The sequence below is a fragment of the Novosphingobium sp. genome (genome assembly GCF_041915465.1).
Lineage (GTDB): Bacteria > Pseudomonadota > Alphaproteobacteria > Sphingomonadales > Sphingomonadaceae > Novosphingobium.
Genome location: NZ_JAYSBK010000038.1, coordinates 1 through 14,640 on the forward strand (window position 1 = coordinate 1; position 14,640 = coordinate 14,640).

Consider the following 14,640-nt stretch of genomic DNA (forward strand, 5'->3'; position numbering starts at 1 on the left):
CCGGCGGCGAACAGGCGCAGCGCCGCTGTGTGGACCAGCGCGGCTTCGCGCCGATCGGCCTGGGCGCGGTAGAGCAGGACCGCGCTGATCCCCTGCGCCAAGAGCAGCGCAAAGGCGATCGCCAGCAACAGCTGGCCCTGCAGGCTGCGCGGCCAGAAACGGTGGAAGGGATTGGCCATTATGCGCTTTGCGGGGTCACCCGGCGGACATCGGCGGCCAGCATGTAGCCGCCGCCCCAGACGGTCTGGATCAGGGTCGGATTGCGGCTGTCGACCTCAATCTTGCGGCGCAGGCGGCTGACCTGGTTGTCGACCGCGCGGTCGAACAGGTGTGCCTCGCGGCCCTGCACCATGTCGAGCAGGCGATCGCGATCGAGCACCTGGCGGGGATGTTCGACAAAGGCCATCAGCAGGCGGAATTCGACCGACGAAATTGCCACCAGCGCGCCTTCGGGGCTGATCAGGCGGCGCTTGAGCGGATCGAGCTGCCAACCTTCGAATTCGAACAGTTCGTCTTCGGCCGGTGCGGCGCCGCCCTTGGCCGAGCGGCGCAGTACCGAACGGATCCGGGCGACGAGTTCGCGCGGTTCGAAGGGCTTTACGACATAGTCGTCCGCGCCAATCTCCAGACCGACGATCCGGTCCATCGCTTCGCCCTTGGCGGTCAGCATGATGGTCGGGATCGAACGGGTTTCCGAGAGATGACGGCACAGCGAGAGACCGTCCTCGCCGGGCATCATGATGTCGAGCAGGACAAGGTCGGGATTGCTGTCGCGCAGGTGGGTGCGGGCCTCGGCCGCACTGGCGGCCTGGGTCACGGCAAACCCCTGGCGCGAGAGGTACTCGGCCAGAGGCTGGCGCAGCGCCTGTTCGTCATCGACGAGCAGCAGGCTGACGGGGGAATTTTCGTCCATGTGCGCGTATTGCCGATTTCAGTCGGGCTTAGCCAGCCGGCGGCGGAGGCGGGGGCATGGCGCCGCCCATCTTGCCGCGCTGAGCCTTCCATTCCTGGCGCATCTTGGCGTGTGCCGCCTTGCGCTCTTCGGGCGTAAGCTTGCCGTCCTTGTTGGTGTCGGCCATGTCGAACATCTTGAGGTGCGCGGCGACGAATTCGTCCTTCGAGATCGCGCCATCCTTGTTGAGATCCGCCATTTCGGCCATCCGCATCATGCCTTCACCCATGCGATGGCCGTCCATGCGGTGGCCGCGCATCGGGCCGTCCCTGCCGGGGCCAGCCATATCGCGGCCAGCCATACCGGGACCAGCCATATCATGTCCGGCCATGCCGTCCGGGGCGTCCTTGTGCGCGGCGATGAATTCGGCCTTCGAAATCATGCCGTCCTTGTTGGCGTCGATCTTGTCGAACATCTGGCCCATGTGCGCCTCGCGGTCGGCCGCATCGAGCTTGCCGTCCTTGTTGACGTCCATCTTCGCGAACATTTCCTCGGCCTTGGCCTGAGCCTCGGCGCGGGTGATCGTCTGGTTGCCCATCGGATCCATCATGTGGCCGCGATCCTTGGCGATGGCAGCGCCGCCGCCAAGCAGAGCGGCGATCGAAACGCCGATCAGGATTTTCTTATTCATTGGCGAATTCCCATCCAAAAAAAGCGAAACCGCGGGTCCGCCGGGGGGGAGGGGGGTCGTAGCGGACCACGCGGTTTACGACTCCGCTTCTACGTGCCGACTGTCGCGCGATTATGCCGCAGGCCAGCGAAATTGTCGCCAATTGTCGCAGATGCCAGATGCCGTTCACCCGCGCGCAAGCATCGCGCCGCCTCAGCCCATCACATAGGCGTTGAGCTTGTTGCCATCCGGATCGCGGAAGTACCCGGCATAGAAGCCATCGCCGCGCGGTCCGGGCGCGCCTTCGTCGCTGCCGCCGTGGGCCATGGCAATGGCATAGAGCCGATCGACCTGATCCTTGTCCTTCGCCTCGAACGCGGCCATCACGCCGTTGCCGACCGTGGCTGGCTGGCCGTCGAACGGTTTGGTCGCCGCGATCCCGCAGCCGCCGCCCGGTGTGCCCCAGGCGATGAAGGTGTCAAACTCCATCATCCGCCCCGTGCCCATTTCGGCGGCGATCGCATCATAGAACTGCGCGGCGCGCGCAAGGTCGTTGGTGCCCACGGTGACATAGCCGATCATTTTCACGTTCTCCCTGCGAATCGATATGAGAACAATACAAGAACAGATCTGTCTTACAAGGGCTCGCACTGGCCCTTGAGCCATGCCCGCATTTCGCCCGACAGTTGCGGCGCCAACACTTCGAACACCTTGGCGTGATAGGCGTTCCACCAGGCCAGATCGTCACGCGTGAGCAGGCTACAATCGACCAGGTTGCGGTCGATCGGAGCGAAGGTCAGCGTCTCGAAGCCGAAGTACTCGCCGTCCTGCCAGGGGAACTCGCGGCGCTCCACCAGCACCAGGTTCTCGGTGCGGATGCCGTATTCGCCGGCCTTGTAATAACCCGGCTCGTTGGACAGGATCATGCCGGGGAGCAGTTCCTGCGCCGTCCCGGCCTGTCCGCCCGCCGCCTTGGCGATGCGCTGCGGCCCTTCGTGAACCGACAGGAAACTGCCGACCCCGTGGCCCGTGCCGTGGGCATAGTCGAGGCCCACCTGCCACAGCGACTGGCGGGCAAAACTGTCAAGCTGGCTGCCGACCGTGCCCTTGGGGAACACCGCGAGCGCAAGCGCGATGTGGCCCTTGAGCACGCGGGTGAAGCGGTCCTTGTGCTCGGGGCTCGGTTCGCCCGGGCCGATCCAGACGGTGCGGGTGATGTCGGTGGTGCCATCGAGGTACTGCCCGCCCGAATCGACCAGGTAGATCGAGTTCGGCTCGATGCGGCGGTTCGATTCTTCGGTGACGCGGTAGTGCGGGCTGGCCGCATTCGGCCCGGCGCCCGAAATCGTGTCGAACGAAAGGTCGCGCAGCAGCGGGGATTCGTCGCGCAGGGCCTGCAGCTTTGCGGCAGCCGACAGCTCTGTTTCGCCGCCCTTGGGGCCTTCCACGCTAAGCCAGTGGAGGAACCGCGCGATCGCCGCCCCGTCACGCGCCTGGGCGGCGCGGTGGCCGGCCTGTTCGACCGGGTTCTTGACCGCCTTTGCCAGCACAGTGGGGTCGGTCAGTTCGACCACCTTTGCGCCCGCCCCTTCCAGCGCGGTGAAGACCGCCTGGACCGAGCGTTCGGGGTCGACCGCCACCTTCTTGCCGGTAAGCGCCTGAAGCTGCGGCACGAAGGCCTCGCGCGGGCGGATCGTCACGGCATTGCCAAGATGTGCGCGCAGCTCGGGCGTAACCTTTTGCTCGGCGATGAACAGCTCGGCGGTGCCATCGGCATGGGCCAGCACGAACGACAGCGCCACCGGCGTGCGATCGACATCGCTGCCGCGCAGGTTGAGCAGCCAGGCGACGCCATCGAGCGCCGAGACGACCGCCGCATCCAGCCCGCGCGCGGTCAGCCATTCGGCCACGTCGCTGCGCTTGGCCTCGCTCGAGACGCCGGCATATTCCACCCCGTGGACCAGCGCCGGAGCGAGACTGGGGGCGGGCTGGTCGGCCCAGATCGCGTCGATCGGGTTGCCTTCGACAGCGACCAGCCTGCCGCCCTTGGCGCTCAGCGCCTTGTTCACGGCATCGACCCACGGCTTGCCATGCAGCCAGGCATCATAGCCAATCTGCGCGCCCTCGGGCGCTTCTGCGCCCAGCCAGGCCGAAACGCTGGTGGCGGGGACCGACTGGTAATCGAACAGCCGCCCATCGACCTGCTGGCGCACCTGTAGGGTATAGCGCCCGTCAACGAAGATAGCCGCCTTTTCCGCCAGCACCGCCGCCGTACCGGCCGAGCCGCCAAAGCCGGTCAGCCAGGCGAGGCGCTGGGCATAGGCGCCGACATATTCGCTCATGTGTTCGTCGGAAATCGGCACGACGAACCCGTCGAGACCGCGGGATTTCAGTTCCTTGCGCAGCCCATCCAGGCGCGCTTCGTGGGTATTCATCAGCATGTTTTGTGAGTCCGGCTTGCAGGGACAATGACGGCACCATAGACCCGGCGCATGACCCTGACCACACCTCCTGTTGCCGCAAAGATTCCCTCCAGCGCTACCCACCACGGCATCACCGTGACCGACGATTACGCCTGGCTGCGCGATCCCGGCTATCCCGAAGTGACCGACAAGGCCGTGCTCTCCCATCTCGAGGCCGAGAACGCCTGGTTCGAGGCGCGGATGGCGGGACAGAAGGACCGGATCGACGCGTTGTTCAAGGAAATGCGCGCGCGGATCAAGGAGGCCGACAAGTCGGTTCCGCAGAAGGACGGCGACTATCTCTACTGGATCGAGTTCGAGGAAGGTGCCGAATACAAGAAGTGGTGGCGTCGGCCTGTGGCTGGCGGCGAGGACCAACTGATCCTTGACGAAGTGGCCTTGGCCGAGGGCCACGAATATTTCCGCCTTGGCGCGATCTCGGTGTCCGCGAATGGCAAGATGCTCGCCTATTCGGTGGATGACAACGGCTCGGAACGCTTCACCGCACGGATCAAGGACCTCGCCACCGGCGAGCTGCTGGCCGACGAGATTCCGGGCACGCTCTCCAGCCTCGTCTGGGTCGCGGGCGACAAGGGGCTGGTCTATTCCCTCGCCAACGAACAGTGGCGGACCGACAATGCGCGGCTGCACTGGCTGGGCCAGCCGCTCGATGCCGACATCGAACTTTATCACGAGGATGACGAGGGCTTCCGCGTCGGCTCCTCGCTTTCGGCCAACGAGGAATGGCTGATCATCGGCAGCTCGGATCATGAAACGAGCGAGGTGCGCCTCCTCCCCGCCGCAGACCCGCTCGCCGTGCCGCTGCTGGTGAAGCCGCGCCAGACCGGCGTGGAGTACGACGTCGACCTGCATGGGCAAACGCTGTTCATCCACGCCAACGATAGCCACGAGAACTTTCGCCTCGCCACCGCGCCGCTGACCGAACCGGGAGACTGGACCACGCTGATCGAGGGGAGCGACGCCTTTTACCTGACGGGCTTCGACCTGTTCGCGGACTTCTTCGTGATCGAGGGCCGCCGCGCCGGGCTCGACCAGATCGAGGTGCGCTATTACGACGATCCCGCCCGCGTGGAGCCGATCGTGTTCCCCGAAGCGAGCTATTCGGCAGGATTGGGCGACAATCCCGAATGGGCGGTCAGCACGCTGCGCCTGTCCTACGAATCGATGGTCAGCCCGGCCTCGGTGCTGGACTACGATGTGGCGGCGCGCACGCTGACCACGCTCAAGGTCCAGGAAATCCCTTCGGGCTACGACGCCTCGCGCTATGTGACCGAGCGGCTGGAAATCCCGGCGCGCGACGGCACGCCGATCCCGGTCAGCGTGGTGATGCGCAAGGACCGCGTGGGCAGCGGGCCGCTGCATCTTTACGGCTACGGGGCCTATGGCATCGCAATCGAGCCGGGCTTTTCGACCACGCGGCTGAGCCTGGTGGATCGCGGCTTTGCCTATGCCATCGCGCACATCCGTGGCGGCGATGACCTGGGCCGCGCGTGGTACAAGGCTGGCAAGCTGGAACGGCGCACCAACACTTTCACCGATTTCGTCGATGTTGCGAAAGGCCTGATCGAGCGCGGGCTTACCGAGGCGGGGCGCATCTCGATCTCGGGCGGATCGGCGGGCGGAGAACTGATGGGCGCGGTAATCAATTCCGACCCGGCCCTGTGGGGCGCGGTGGTGGCGCACGTGCCTTTCGTCGACGTGCTGGCGACCATGCTCGACCCCACCCTGCCGCTCACACCCGGCGAATGGCCCGAATGGGGCAATCCGATCGAGGACAAGGCCGCGTTCGAGCTGATCCGGTCCTACTCCCCCTACGATCAGGTGCGCGCGCAGGCCTATCCGCCGCTGCTGGTCACGGCAGGGCTGAACGATCCGCGCGTGACCTATTGGGAACCGGCCAAATGGGTGGCGAAGCTGCGCGAGCTCAAGACCGACAGCAATGAACTGCTGCTCAAGACCAACATGGGCGCGGGTCATGGCGGCAAGTCTGGCCGGTTCGAAAGCCTCAAGGAAACGGCGGAGGAGTTTGCCTTCATCCTGTGGCAGCTGGGGGTGGACGGGTGAGCAACCGCTACAAGCAGACCTTCACGGCCGAGCCGCAGCACATCGACGAGCTCGGCCACGTCAACAACGCGGTCTGGGTCGACTGGATCCAGCAGATCGCGACCGCGCACTGGTCAGCCGTCGCCGCGCCGGAGCATCAGGCGGCCTACATCTGGGTCGTGACCCGGCACGAGATCGACTATCGCGGCAATGTCGGCCTTGGCGAGAGCGTCACCGCCGAAACCTTCATTCCCGAAGGGCCGACTGGCGCCCGGTTCGACAGGAGGGTCGATTTTTGCGACAGCGCGGGCAAGCTGCTGGTCAGCGCCAAGACCACCTGGGCAATGATCGACCGCGCCAGCGGCCGCCTCGCGCGGGTGCGCGACGAGATCACCCAGCCGTTCCGGCCGTTCGCGAACGAGGGATAGCTCACCCCGCTGCGACTAACCTGCGCCTGTGGCCCGGCAAGTCTCGCTCCCCTCCCGATTGTGGGAGGGGTTGGGGGTGGGTTCTAATCCAGCACTGCGGCCACCGGCACGTAAGCATAGCCCAGCTCACGCGCGACCGCTTCGTAGGTCACCTTGCCGGCGTGGACGTTGAGCCCGTTCGCCAGGTTCGGGTCGGCCTTGAGCGCGGCCTTCCAGCCGAGGTCCGCGATCTTGAGCGCGTGGGGCAGGGTGGCGTTGTTGAGCGCATAGGTGCTGGTCCGCGCGACCGCGCCCGGCATGTTGGCGACGCAGTAGTGGACGATGCCGTCCACCACATAGGTCGGATCGGCATGGGTGGTGGCGCGACTGGTTTCAAAGCAGCCGCCCTGGTCGATCGCAACGTCGACCAGCACCGCACCCGGCTTCATGGTGGAGAGCATGTCGCGCGTCACCAGCTTGGGCGCGGCGGCGCCCGGCACCAGCACGGCCCCGATCACGAGGTCGGCTGCGGCGACTTCGGCGGCGAGCGCGGCGCGGCCCGAATAGAGCGTGCGCACCCGGCCCTGAAAGTGGCTGTCGAGCCGTTCGAGCGTGGCGGCATCGCGGTCGATGATCGTGACGTCCGCGCCCATGCCGACGGCCATCTGCGCGGCGTTGAAGCCGACCACGCCGCCGCCGATCACCACCACCTTGGCCGGGGCCACGCCGGGCACACCGCCCAGCAGCACGCCGCGTCCGCCGTGCGCCTTTTCCAGCGCGGTCGCCCCGGCCTGGATGCTCATGCGGCCCGCAACCTGGCTCATCGGCTTGAGCAGCGGCAATGCATTCCCCGCGCCCGTCACCGTTTCATAGGCGATGGCGGTAACGCCGCTCTTCACCAGATCGGCGGTCTGTTCGGGATCGGGGGCGAGGTGGAGGTAGGTGTAGAGCACCTGGCCTTCGCGCAGCTGCGCGCGCTCCACGGCCTGCGGTTCCTTGACCTTCACCACCATTTCGCATTCGGCAAAGATCTCGGTAGCGCTGGCCTTGATGGCCGCACCGGCGGCAACATAGTCGCTATCGGCCGCACCGATGCCCAGACCCGCGCCGGTTTCGACCCAGACTTCGTGGCCATGGGCGACCAGTTCGCTGACGCTCTCGGGGGTGAGGCCGACCCGGTATTCGTGGTTCTTGATTTCCTTGACGGTACCGACACGCATGGACTGTCTCCCGCGATATATCCCGGCGCGAGTGTATCGTGCTTCAGATGCGAAGTTTTACCAAAGTTCGGCATTGCAGCGGCCATCTGCGGTGATATTAATCGAAATATAGCCATAGATCGGGAAAATATGTCGTGGACCGGGCCGACGTTGCACTACTTGAAGAACTGCAGCGCGACTCTTCCCGCTCGATCGCGGAACTGGCGGATGCGACCGGGCTTTCGCCCTCGGCCTGCCACCGCCGGGTCAAGGCACTGGAGGAGAGCGGGCTGATCACCGGCTACGGCGCGCAGGTCGATGCCCGCAAGCTGGGGCTGACGCTCCACGCCTTTGTCGAGATCACCCTGACCAGCCAGAGCCGCGAGGCGATGGACCGGTTCGAGGCGGCAGTGCAGCTCTTCGACGACATCCTCGATTGCCACCTGATGTCGGGCAGCGCGGACTACCTGCTGCGCGTCGCGGCGGTCGATCTGGAACAGTATGACCGCATCCACCGCGATTGTCTCGCGCGGCTGCCCGGGGTTTCGGCCATGCGCTCATCGTTCGCGATCCGCAGAATCAAGAACTGGCGCGGCTATCCCGTGCCGCGTGGCTAGACGCCGCCGCGCGGCTGGTTTAGCCCGCTGCCCATGTTCCTCGATTTCGCCACTCTATCGCCCGCCGACCGCTACAAGGTTCTGGTCAACACCATCACTCCGCGCCCGATCGCCTGGACGGTGACCAAGGGCAGGGACGGCAGCGTCAATGCCGCGCCGCACAGTTTCTTCAACGCGCTGGGGGACGAGCCGCCGCTGATCGTGCTGGGTCTGCTGGCCCATCATGCGCGCGGGGACGACAAGGATACCGCCCGCCTGATCCGCGAAACCGGCGAATTCATCGTCGCGCTGGTCAGCGAAGCCGATGCGGAGGCGATGAACCTGACTGCCGCCGATGCCCCTCCCGGCGTCGACGAGCTGGCCGCTGCCTGGGTTGCCACCCGCCCCGCCACCAAGATCTCCCCGCCGCTGATCGCCTCGGCCCCGGTCAATTTCGAGTGCAAGGTGTGGCAGATCATCGATCCGTCGCCGCGCTCGACCATCGTGCTGGGCGAGATCGTGGCGGCGCATATTGCCGATGCCTATGTGCAGGATGCGGCGAAGCTGCGCTTCGACACCCAGGCCATGCAGCTGATCGGGCGCCAGCACGGCGGCGGCAATTATGTGCGCAATGCAGACAGCTTTGAAATGAAGCGCGTCGGCTGGCCACTGCCTGGCAAGGATGCGGTCTGACCCTGCGTTGATCGGGCCGCTGCTGGAGCGGATCGCGGCCTGGCGAGCAGGTCATGCCGGGCTGTTCGTTCTGGGCGTCTGCGGCGCGCAAGGATCGGGCAAATCGACGCTGGTCGCCACGCTGGCCGAGCGGTTGACGCAGGCGGGTGTGGCGGTGGCGGCGCTATCGCTCGACGATCTTTACCGCACCCATGCCGAACGGCAGGCCTTGGCGCGCGAAGTCCATCCGCTGCTCGCAACGCGGGGCGTGCCGGGGACGCACGATGTTGCGCTTGGACTTGCGACGATTGCCGCCCTGGAACGGGGAGAGGCGGCGGCGCTGCCGCGCTTTGACAAGGCGGCGGATGACCGGGTTCCGCGAGGCGAATGGCCCCATGCTCCCGCCAATGCGCAAGTCTTGCTGCTCGAGGGCTGGTGCCTTGGCGCGAAGCCGCAGGACACTGCCGCGTTGGCCGCTCCGGTGAACGATCTTGAAGCGCGCGAGGATCCGGACGGGGTGTGGCGTGTCCATGTTAACGCGGCGCTGGAGGCGGACTACCAGCGCCTGTTCGCGCGGCTCGATCGGCTGTTGCTGCTTGCCGCGCCGGGTTGGGACGTGGTGGCGGGCTGGCGCGAGCAGCAGGAAGCAGAGCTGCGCCAGATAGGCGGCGCGCGGGTGATGAACCCGGCGGGCGTGGCGCGCTTCATCCAGCATTACGAGCGGCTGACCCGCCATATCCTGTCCGAAATGCCTACGCGGGCTGACCTCACGGTGCGGCTCGGCCCCAACCGCGAAGTGCTGGAGCTGATGCCGGGGGCTTGACGAGCGCCTTTGATTCGATATTTTGATAATTATCGAATCATTGGAGCGTTGCCCGTGGAATCCGATTCCGTCATTCGCGCGCTGGCCGCGCTGGCGCAGGAACATCGCCTCGCCGCCTATCGCCTGCTGGTAACGGCCGGGCCGGAGGGGATGCCGGCGGGCGCGCTTGCCGAAGCGCTGGGCGTGCCGCCTTCGTCGATGAGCTTTCACCTGGCGCAGCTCAGCAACGCCGGGCTGGTGACCCAGCGACGGCAGAGCCGCTCGATCATCTATGCCGCGGACTATCCGGTGATGACCGGGCTGATCGCCTACCTCACCGAAAACTGCTGCGCAGGCAGCGCCTGCGGCGTCAAAGCGGCGCCAGCCTGTTCAGCCAGAACCAGCGAAAGGAGTGTCGCATGAAGCGGTTCCACGTTCATGTCGGGGTGGAAAACCTTGATCAGTCGATCGCGTTCTATTCCAGCCTGTTCGGTGCCGAGCCGAGCGTGACCAAAGCCGATTACGCCAAGTGGATGCTGGAGGATCCGCGCATCAACTTCGCCATTTCGGTGCGCGAGGGCGCCGTCAAGGGGATCGAGCATCTGGGCATCCAGGTCGAGGATCAGGCCGAGCTCGCCGAAGTCTATGGCCGCCTCCAGGCTGCCGATCGTCCGGTCCTTGAAGAAGGCGCAACGACCTGCTGCTATGCCAAGTCGGAAAAGAGCTGGATCGCCGATCCCGATGGCGTGGTCTGGGAAGCCTTCCTGACCTCGGGCGAATCCACGGTCTATGGCGGCAGTCCGCAGTTGGAGCAGCTGGTTTCGGCCAATGCCGGGTCGGGTGCGTGCTGCGCTCCGCAGGTGGCCGCGGCCTCTGGCTGCTGCGGCTGAGGCGCAAGGCGTGGTGCAAGTGCGCAACGTACTGGTGCTGTGCACCGGCAATTCCGCCCGCTCGATCCTCGGCGAAGCGCTGCTGAATGCGCTCGGCGAGGGGCGGGTGCGAGCCTACAGCGCCGGCAGCAGGCCCAAGGGCGCGCCGCACCCCGGCGCGCTGCGGCTGCTGGCCGCCAAAGGCATCGACACCGCCGCGTTCCGCTCCAAGAGCTGGAACGAGTTCACCGGCCCCGACGCGCCCGCGATTGACCTTGCGATCACCGTCTGCGGCAACGCTGCGGGCGAGGCCTGCCCGGTGTTCCCCGGCACACCGCTGCGTGCGCACTGGGGCCTGCCCGATCCCGCCGACGTTACCGGCAGCGATGCCGAGGTCGACGCCGCCTTTGCCGAGACCTGGCGGCTGCTGGAACTGCGGGTGCGCGCGTTCCTGGCGCTGGATCTGGCGAGCCTTGACCGCAGCGAGGCGCAGGCCGCGCTTGCCGCTATCGGCGCGCTTGAAGGCGCGGCCTGACTCTTCCTTTCATCCCGACCGGAATCCCCATGACCCAGCCCCGTCGCCTGTCGTTTCTTGATCGCTATCTCACCGTCTGGATCTTTGCCGCGATGGCGCTGGGGATCGCGCTCGGCTCGCTGGTCCCGGCGGTGCCTGCCGCGCTTGGCGCAATGTCAGTGGGGAGCACCAGCATCCCGATCGCGATCGGGCTGATCCTGATGATGTTCCCGCCGCTTGCCAAGGTGCGCTACGAGGCGCTGGGCGCGGTGTTCCGCGACGTGAAGATCCTCGCGCTGTCGTTCGTGCTGTGCTGGATCGTCGCCCCGGCCTTCATGTTCGCACTGGCCGCGCTGCTGCTGCCGGGCGATCCCGAATACATGACCGGCCTGATCCTGATCGGGATCGCACCGTGCATCGCGATGGTGTTGGTGTGGAACCAGCTGGCCGAAGGCAGTCCGGAATATGTGACCGCGCTGGTTGCGTTCAATTCGCTGTTCCAGATCTTCTTCTACGTACCCTACGCATGGTTCTACCTGACGGTGCTGCCCCCTGTGTTCGGGCTGGAATCGCAGGTGGTCGAGATCGACTTCGTGACAATCGCCAAGGCGGTGGTGACCTATCTGGGCGTGCCGTTTCTCGCCGGCTTCCTGGTGCGCCGCACGCTGATCGCGCGGCGCGGGGTCGAATGGTACGAAGGGGTGTTCCTGCCCCGCATTTCGCCCATGACACTGGCGGCGCTGCTGTTCACCATCGTTGCGATGTTCAGCCTCAAGGGCGGGGAAATCCTGGCCCTGCCCGGCGATGCGCTGCGCGTCGGCTTGCCGCTGGTCGTATTCTTCGTGGTGATGTTCGTGGCTGCTTTCGCATTGGGCCGGGCGCTGGGGGCGGACTATGCCCGCACCACCTCGCTCGCATTCACCGCGGCTTCTAACAACTTCGAACTGGCCATCGCGGTCGCCATCGCGGCGTTCGGCCTGGCCTCGCCCGTTGCCTTCGCGGCGGTGATCGGGCCGCTGGTCGAAGTGCCGGTGCTGATCGCGCTGGTGAACCTCGCGCTTTGGTTCCGCCGCAACTGGTTCTCGGGTCAGGTCGCCGCTTAAAGCGGATTCCCATCTTTGTCGCGGTAGATGTCGCGCCGGCCGACGTGGTTGGCCGGTCCGACATAGCCATCGGCCTCCATCCGCTCGACCCACTTGGCCGCCGTGTTGTAGCCCACGCCAAGCTGGCGCTGGAGCCAGCTGGCCGAGGCCTTCTGGCTTTCGAACACGATCTGGCAAGCTTGGCGGTACTTGCGCTCTTCCGGGCTGTCCGATGCGGTCGCATCGAGGTCGTCGAAGCCGAAGCCGCCGTCTTCCGGTTCCTCGGTGACGGAATCGACGTATTCGGGCTTGCCCTGGCCGCGCCAGAAATCGGCGATGCGTTCGACTTCCTCGTCCGAGACGAACGGGCCGTGGACGCGCTTCACCGGGTCGGTATTGGGCTTGTAGAGCATATCGCCCTTGCCCAGCAGCTGCTCGGCGCCCTGTTCGCCCAGGATGGTGCGGCTGTCGATCCGGCTGGTCACGGCAAAGCTGATGCGGGTCGGCAGGTTGGCCTTGATCACGCCGGTGATGACGTCGACCGAGGGGCGCTGCGTGGCCATGATCAGGTGGATGCCCGCAGCGCGGCTCTTCTGGCTGAGGCGCTGGATCAGCACTTCGATTTCCTTGCCGACGGTGACCATCAGGTCGGCCAGTTCGTCGACGATCACCACGATCTGCGGCAGCGGCTGGTAATCGAGCTGGTGCTCTTCAAAGAGCTCCTCGCCCGTTTCGGGATCGAAGCCGATCTGGATGCGGCGGCCCAGCGGCTTGCCCTTGGCGGCGGCGGCGCGGACCTTTTCGTTAAAGCCCGACAGGTTGCGCACGCTGATTTCGCTCATCTGGCGATAGCGGCGTTCCATTTCCTCGACCGCCCATTTCAGCGCGCGCACCGCCTTGGCGGGCTCGGTCACCACAGGCGAGAGCAGGTGCGGGATGTCGTCGTAGGACTTGAGTTCCAGCACCTTGGGATCGACCAGGATCAGGCGGCACTGGGCAGGCGTGAGGCGGTAGAGCAGCGAGAGCAGGATGCAGTTAAGCCCGACCGACTTGCCCGAGCCGGTGGTGCCCGCCACCAAGAGGTGCGGCATGGTCGCAAGGTCCGCCACGATCGGCTCGCCCGCGATGTCCTTGCCCAGGATGATCGGCAGCGCGGCCTTGGAACCGGCGAACTTCTCGCAGGCGACCAGTTCCTTGAAGCTGACCATCTGGCGGTCGGCGTTGGGCAGTTCGATGCCCATCACCGTGCGCCCCGGAATCGCCGAAACGCGGGCCGAGATCGCGCTCATGTTGCGGGCGATGTCGTCGGCCAGGCCGACCACGCGGCTGGCCTTGATGCCGGGGGCGGGTTCCAGTTCGTACATGGTGACGACCGGACCGGTGCGCACGGCGGTAATCTCGCCCTTGACGTTGAAATCGTCGAGCACGGTTTCGAGCAGGCGCGCGTTGCGCTCCAGCGCCAGCTTGTCGATCTTCTGCCCGGTGCTGGGCGGGGCATCTTGCAGCAGGTCGAGCGCGGGCAGATCGAAGGTGTCGAACAGATCGCCCTGGCGGCTCCCGGAAGAGATCTGCGCAGGCTTCGCCGGGCGGGTCGGATCGGAAATTTCCGGGGCGCGGCGCGGCGCGCCGAGCAGCTGGCCGTGGGCGGGCTGGCCATTGGCATTCTGAGAGGCACGTTCCTCGCGCGGCTTCTTCTCGCGCACGGCGGAGATCACTGCGCCGATGCTGGCGGGAAGCGCCGGGCGGCGCTTGAGCATGCCGGGCAGGGTGAAGAGGCTGCCCCAATCGAGCGCGAAGACGCGCCCCGCCAGGATCGCTCCGCCCGCGAGGCAGATGAGGCCGCTGCCCAGGATCATCCAGAACCGGCCCGCTTCGGGCAACATGGCGGCAAGCGCCTTGATCGTGCCCGCGCCCAGCAGTCCGGCAATGCCGCCCCAGCCGGCGGGGAACGATGCCGATGTATCAACCGCCAGGGTCAGCACGGTGGCGAGCAGCGTCATCGCGAACAGCAATACGCCGCCCGGGCGCCACCATTTGTGGTTGGTATGTTCAAGCTCCAGATCGTCTTCCTCGACCAGCCGCCACAGCTTGCGCGCCATGACATAGAGCAGGGGCAGGAACAGCACCGAGACCGGACCGAACAGGAATAGCGCTCGCTCCGCTGCCCATGCGCCAGGCACGCCCATCCAGTTTAGCGCAGGCCCGCCCGCGGCGGTCGAGGGCGAAGGATCGGTCTGGTTATAGGTGAGCAGCGCCACGGCCAGGAACACCATGCCCGCGATCAGTGTCAGCGCGCCCGCGATCTCGCTTGCGCGGCGCAGGCTGCGCTTCAGCGCGGCGCGCCAGTCAACGCGGGTGCCGCGCTGTCCGGCAGAAATCGGGCGTGTGGCCATGATGCTCCCCTCGGGTTC

At 66.2% G+C, this 14,640-nt stretch carries 15 protein-coding genes; 9 read left to right on the forward strand and 6 right to left on the reverse strand.

The window, feature by feature from the left end; translation table 11 throughout:
- Nucleotides 1-178 precede the first annotated feature (178 nt).
- The 4 genes from ACE3SN_RS08450 to ACE3SN_RS08465 all read right to left on the reverse strand — a co-directional run bounded on the left by ACE3SN_RS08450 (nucleotide 179) and on the right by ACE3SN_RS08465 (nucleotide 4,003).
- Nucleotides 179-913 (reverse strand): response regulator, encoded by a 735-nt coding sequence (locus tag ACE3SN_RS08450; RefSeq protein WP_374529194.1) that lies wholly within the window; start codon nucleotides 911-913, stop codon nucleotides 179-181.
- 28 nt (nucleotides 914-941) lie between these two features.
- Nucleotides 942-1,583: an EF-hand domain-containing protein gene (locus ACE3SN_RS08455; RefSeq protein ID WP_374529196.1), complete on the reverse strand. Its 642-nt coding sequence runs from the start codon at nucleotides 1,581-1,583 to the stop codon at nucleotides 942-944.
- Between the two features lie 192 nt (nucleotides 1,584-1,775).
- Nucleotides 1,776-2,144 carry a VOC family protein gene (locus ACE3SN_RS08460; RefSeq protein WP_374529198.1) on the reverse strand — a complete coding sequence of 123 codons (369 nt, stop codon included), beginning with the start codon at nucleotides 2,142-2,144 and terminating at the stop codon, nucleotides 1,776-1,778.
- A 53-nt stretch (nucleotides 2,145-2,197) separates the two neighbouring features.
- Nucleotides 2,198-4,003 carry an aminopeptidase P family protein gene (locus tag ACE3SN_RS08465; RefSeq protein WP_374529200.1) on the reverse strand — a complete coding sequence of 602 codons (1,806 nt, stop codon included), beginning with the start codon at nucleotides 4,001-4,003 and terminating at the stop codon, nucleotides 2,198-2,200.
- A 51-nt stretch (nucleotides 4,004-4,054) separates the two neighbouring features.
- Between ACE3SN_RS08465 and ACE3SN_RS08470 the strand changes: the two genes are divergently transcribed.
- Nucleotides 4,055-6,109, forward strand: a complete 2,055-nt coding sequence (locus tag ACE3SN_RS08470) for a S9 family peptidase (protein WP_374529202.1) — start codon at nucleotides 4,055-4,057, stop codon at nucleotides 6,107-6,109.
- The gene (locus tag ACE3SN_RS08475; protein ID WP_374529204.1) at nucleotides 6,106-6,516 is read left to right on the forward strand and encodes an acyl-CoA thioesterase; all 411 of its coding nucleotides are present in this window, start codon (nucleotides 6,106-6,108) and stop codon (nucleotides 6,514-6,516) included. The genes ACE3SN_RS08470 and ACE3SN_RS08475 overlap by 4 nt, the downstream gene beginning before the upstream one ends.
- 83 nt (nucleotides 6,517-6,599) lie before the next feature.
- Here the strand turns inward: ACE3SN_RS08475 and ald are convergent, their stop codons facing one another.
- Nucleotides 6,600-7,715 (reverse strand): alanine dehydrogenase, encoded by a 1,116-nt coding sequence (ald, locus tag ACE3SN_RS08480; protein WP_374529206.1) that lies wholly within the window; start codon nucleotides 7,713-7,715, stop codon nucleotides 6,600-6,602.
- Nucleotides 7,716-7,849: 134 nt separating this feature from the next.
- On the opposite strand from ald, the gene ACE3SN_RS08485 reads away from it, so the two are divergent.
- The 7 genes from ACE3SN_RS08485 to arsB are packed head-to-tail and all read left to right on the forward strand — an operon-like array spanning nucleotide 7,850 to nucleotide 12,250.
- Entirely contained in the window at nucleotides 7,850-8,311 is a 462-nt protein-coding gene (locus ACE3SN_RS08485; protein ID WP_374529208.1) for an Lrp/AsnC family transcriptional regulator, read from the forward strand.
- A gap of 33 nt (nucleotides 8,312-8,344) precedes the next feature.
- Complete coding sequence (locus ACE3SN_RS08490) at nucleotides 8,345-8,983, forward strand: flavin reductase family protein (RefSeq protein ID WP_374529210.1); 639 nt, start codon at nucleotides 8,345-8,347, stop codon at nucleotides 8,981-8,983.
- Complete coding sequence (locus tag ACE3SN_RS08495; protein ID WP_374529212.1) at nucleotides 8,973-9,785, forward strand: kinase; 813 nt, start codon at nucleotides 8,973-8,975, stop codon at nucleotides 9,783-9,785. The genes ACE3SN_RS08490 and ACE3SN_RS08495 overlap by 11 nt, the downstream gene beginning before the upstream one ends.
- Nucleotides 9,786-9,839: 54 nt before the next feature.
- Complete coding sequence (locus tag ACE3SN_RS08500; RefSeq protein ID WP_374529214.1) at nucleotides 9,840-10,187, forward strand: ArsR/SmtB family transcription factor; 348 nt, start codon at nucleotides 9,840-9,842, stop codon at nucleotides 10,185-10,187.
- Complete coding sequence (locus ACE3SN_RS08505) at nucleotides 10,184-10,654, forward strand: ArsI/CadI family heavy metal resistance metalloenzyme (RefSeq protein ID WP_374529216.1); 471 nt, start codon at nucleotides 10,184-10,186, stop codon at nucleotides 10,652-10,654. Before ACE3SN_RS08500 ends, ACE3SN_RS08505 begins: the two co-directional genes overlap by 4 nt.
- A 19-nt stretch (nucleotides 10,655-10,673) precedes the next feature.
- On the forward strand, nucleotides 10,674-11,168 hold the full coding sequence (locus tag ACE3SN_RS08510; RefSeq protein ID WP_374529218.1) for an arsenate reductase ArsC: 495 nt from the start codon (nucleotides 10,674-10,676) through the stop codon (nucleotides 11,166-11,168).
- Nucleotides 11,169-11,197: 29 nt separating this feature from the next.
- Nucleotides 11,198-12,250: an ACR3 family arsenite efflux transporter gene (arsB, locus tag ACE3SN_RS08515; RefSeq protein ID WP_374529220.1), complete on the forward strand. Its 1,053-nt coding sequence runs from the start codon at nucleotides 11,198-11,200 to the stop codon at nucleotides 12,248-12,250.
- On the opposite strand, the gene ACE3SN_RS08520 is transcribed toward arsB, so the two are convergent.
- Nucleotides 12,247-14,622, reverse strand: coding sequence for a DNA translocase FtsK 4TM domain-containing protein (locus ACE3SN_RS08520; protein WP_374529222.1), 2,376 nt, complete (start codon nucleotides 14,620-14,622; stop codon nucleotides 12,247-12,249). The two genes, arsB and ACE3SN_RS08520, sit on opposite strands and share 4 nt — an antisense overlap.
- Nucleotides 14,623-14,640 lie beyond the last annotated feature (18 nt).

Bases quoted from the DNA above. Each gene is read 5' to 3' on its own strand.
- ACE3SN_RS08450 (WP_374529194.1), bottom strand. From the start codon at position 913: ATGGACGAAAATTCCCCCGTCAGCCTGCTGCTCGTCGATGACGAACAG.
- ACE3SN_RS08455 (WP_374529196.1), bottom strand. From the start codon at position 1,583: ATGAATAAGAAAATCCTGATCGGCGTTTCGATCGCCGCTCTGCTTGGC.
- ACE3SN_RS08460 (WP_374529198.1), bottom strand. From the start codon at position 2,144: ATGATCGGCTATGTCACCGTGGGCACCAACGACCTTGCGCGCGCCGCG.
- ACE3SN_RS08465 (WP_374529200.1), bottom strand. From the start codon at position 4,003: ATGCTGATGAATACCCACGAAGCGCGCCTGGATGGGCTGCGCAAGGAA.
- ACE3SN_RS08470 (WP_374529202.1), top strand. From the start codon at position 4,055: ATGACCCTGACCACACCTCCTGTTGCCGCAAAGATTCCCTCCAGCGCT.
- ald (WP_374529206.1), bottom strand. From the start codon at position 7,715: ATGCGTGTCGGTACCGTCAAGGAAATCAAGAACCACGAATACCGGGTC.
- ACE3SN_RS08490 (WP_374529210.1), top strand. From the start codon at position 8,345: ATGTTCCTCGATTTCGCCACTCTATCGCCCGCCGACCGCTACAAGGTT.
- ACE3SN_RS08495 (WP_374529212.1), top strand. From the start codon at position 8,973: ATGCGGTCTGACCCTGCGTTGATCGGGCCGCTGCTGGAGCGGATCGCG.
- ACE3SN_RS08505 (WP_374529216.1), top strand. From the start codon at position 10,184: ATGAAGCGGTTCCACGTTCATGTCGGGGTGGAAAACCTTGATCAGTCG.
- arsB (WP_374529220.1), top strand. From the start codon at position 11,198: ATGACCCAGCCCCGTCGCCTGTCGTTTCTTGATCGCTATCTCACCGTC.
- ACE3SN_RS08520 (WP_374529222.1), bottom strand. From the start codon at position 14,622: ATGGCCACACGCCCGATTTCTGCCGGACAGCGCGGCACCCGCGTTGAC.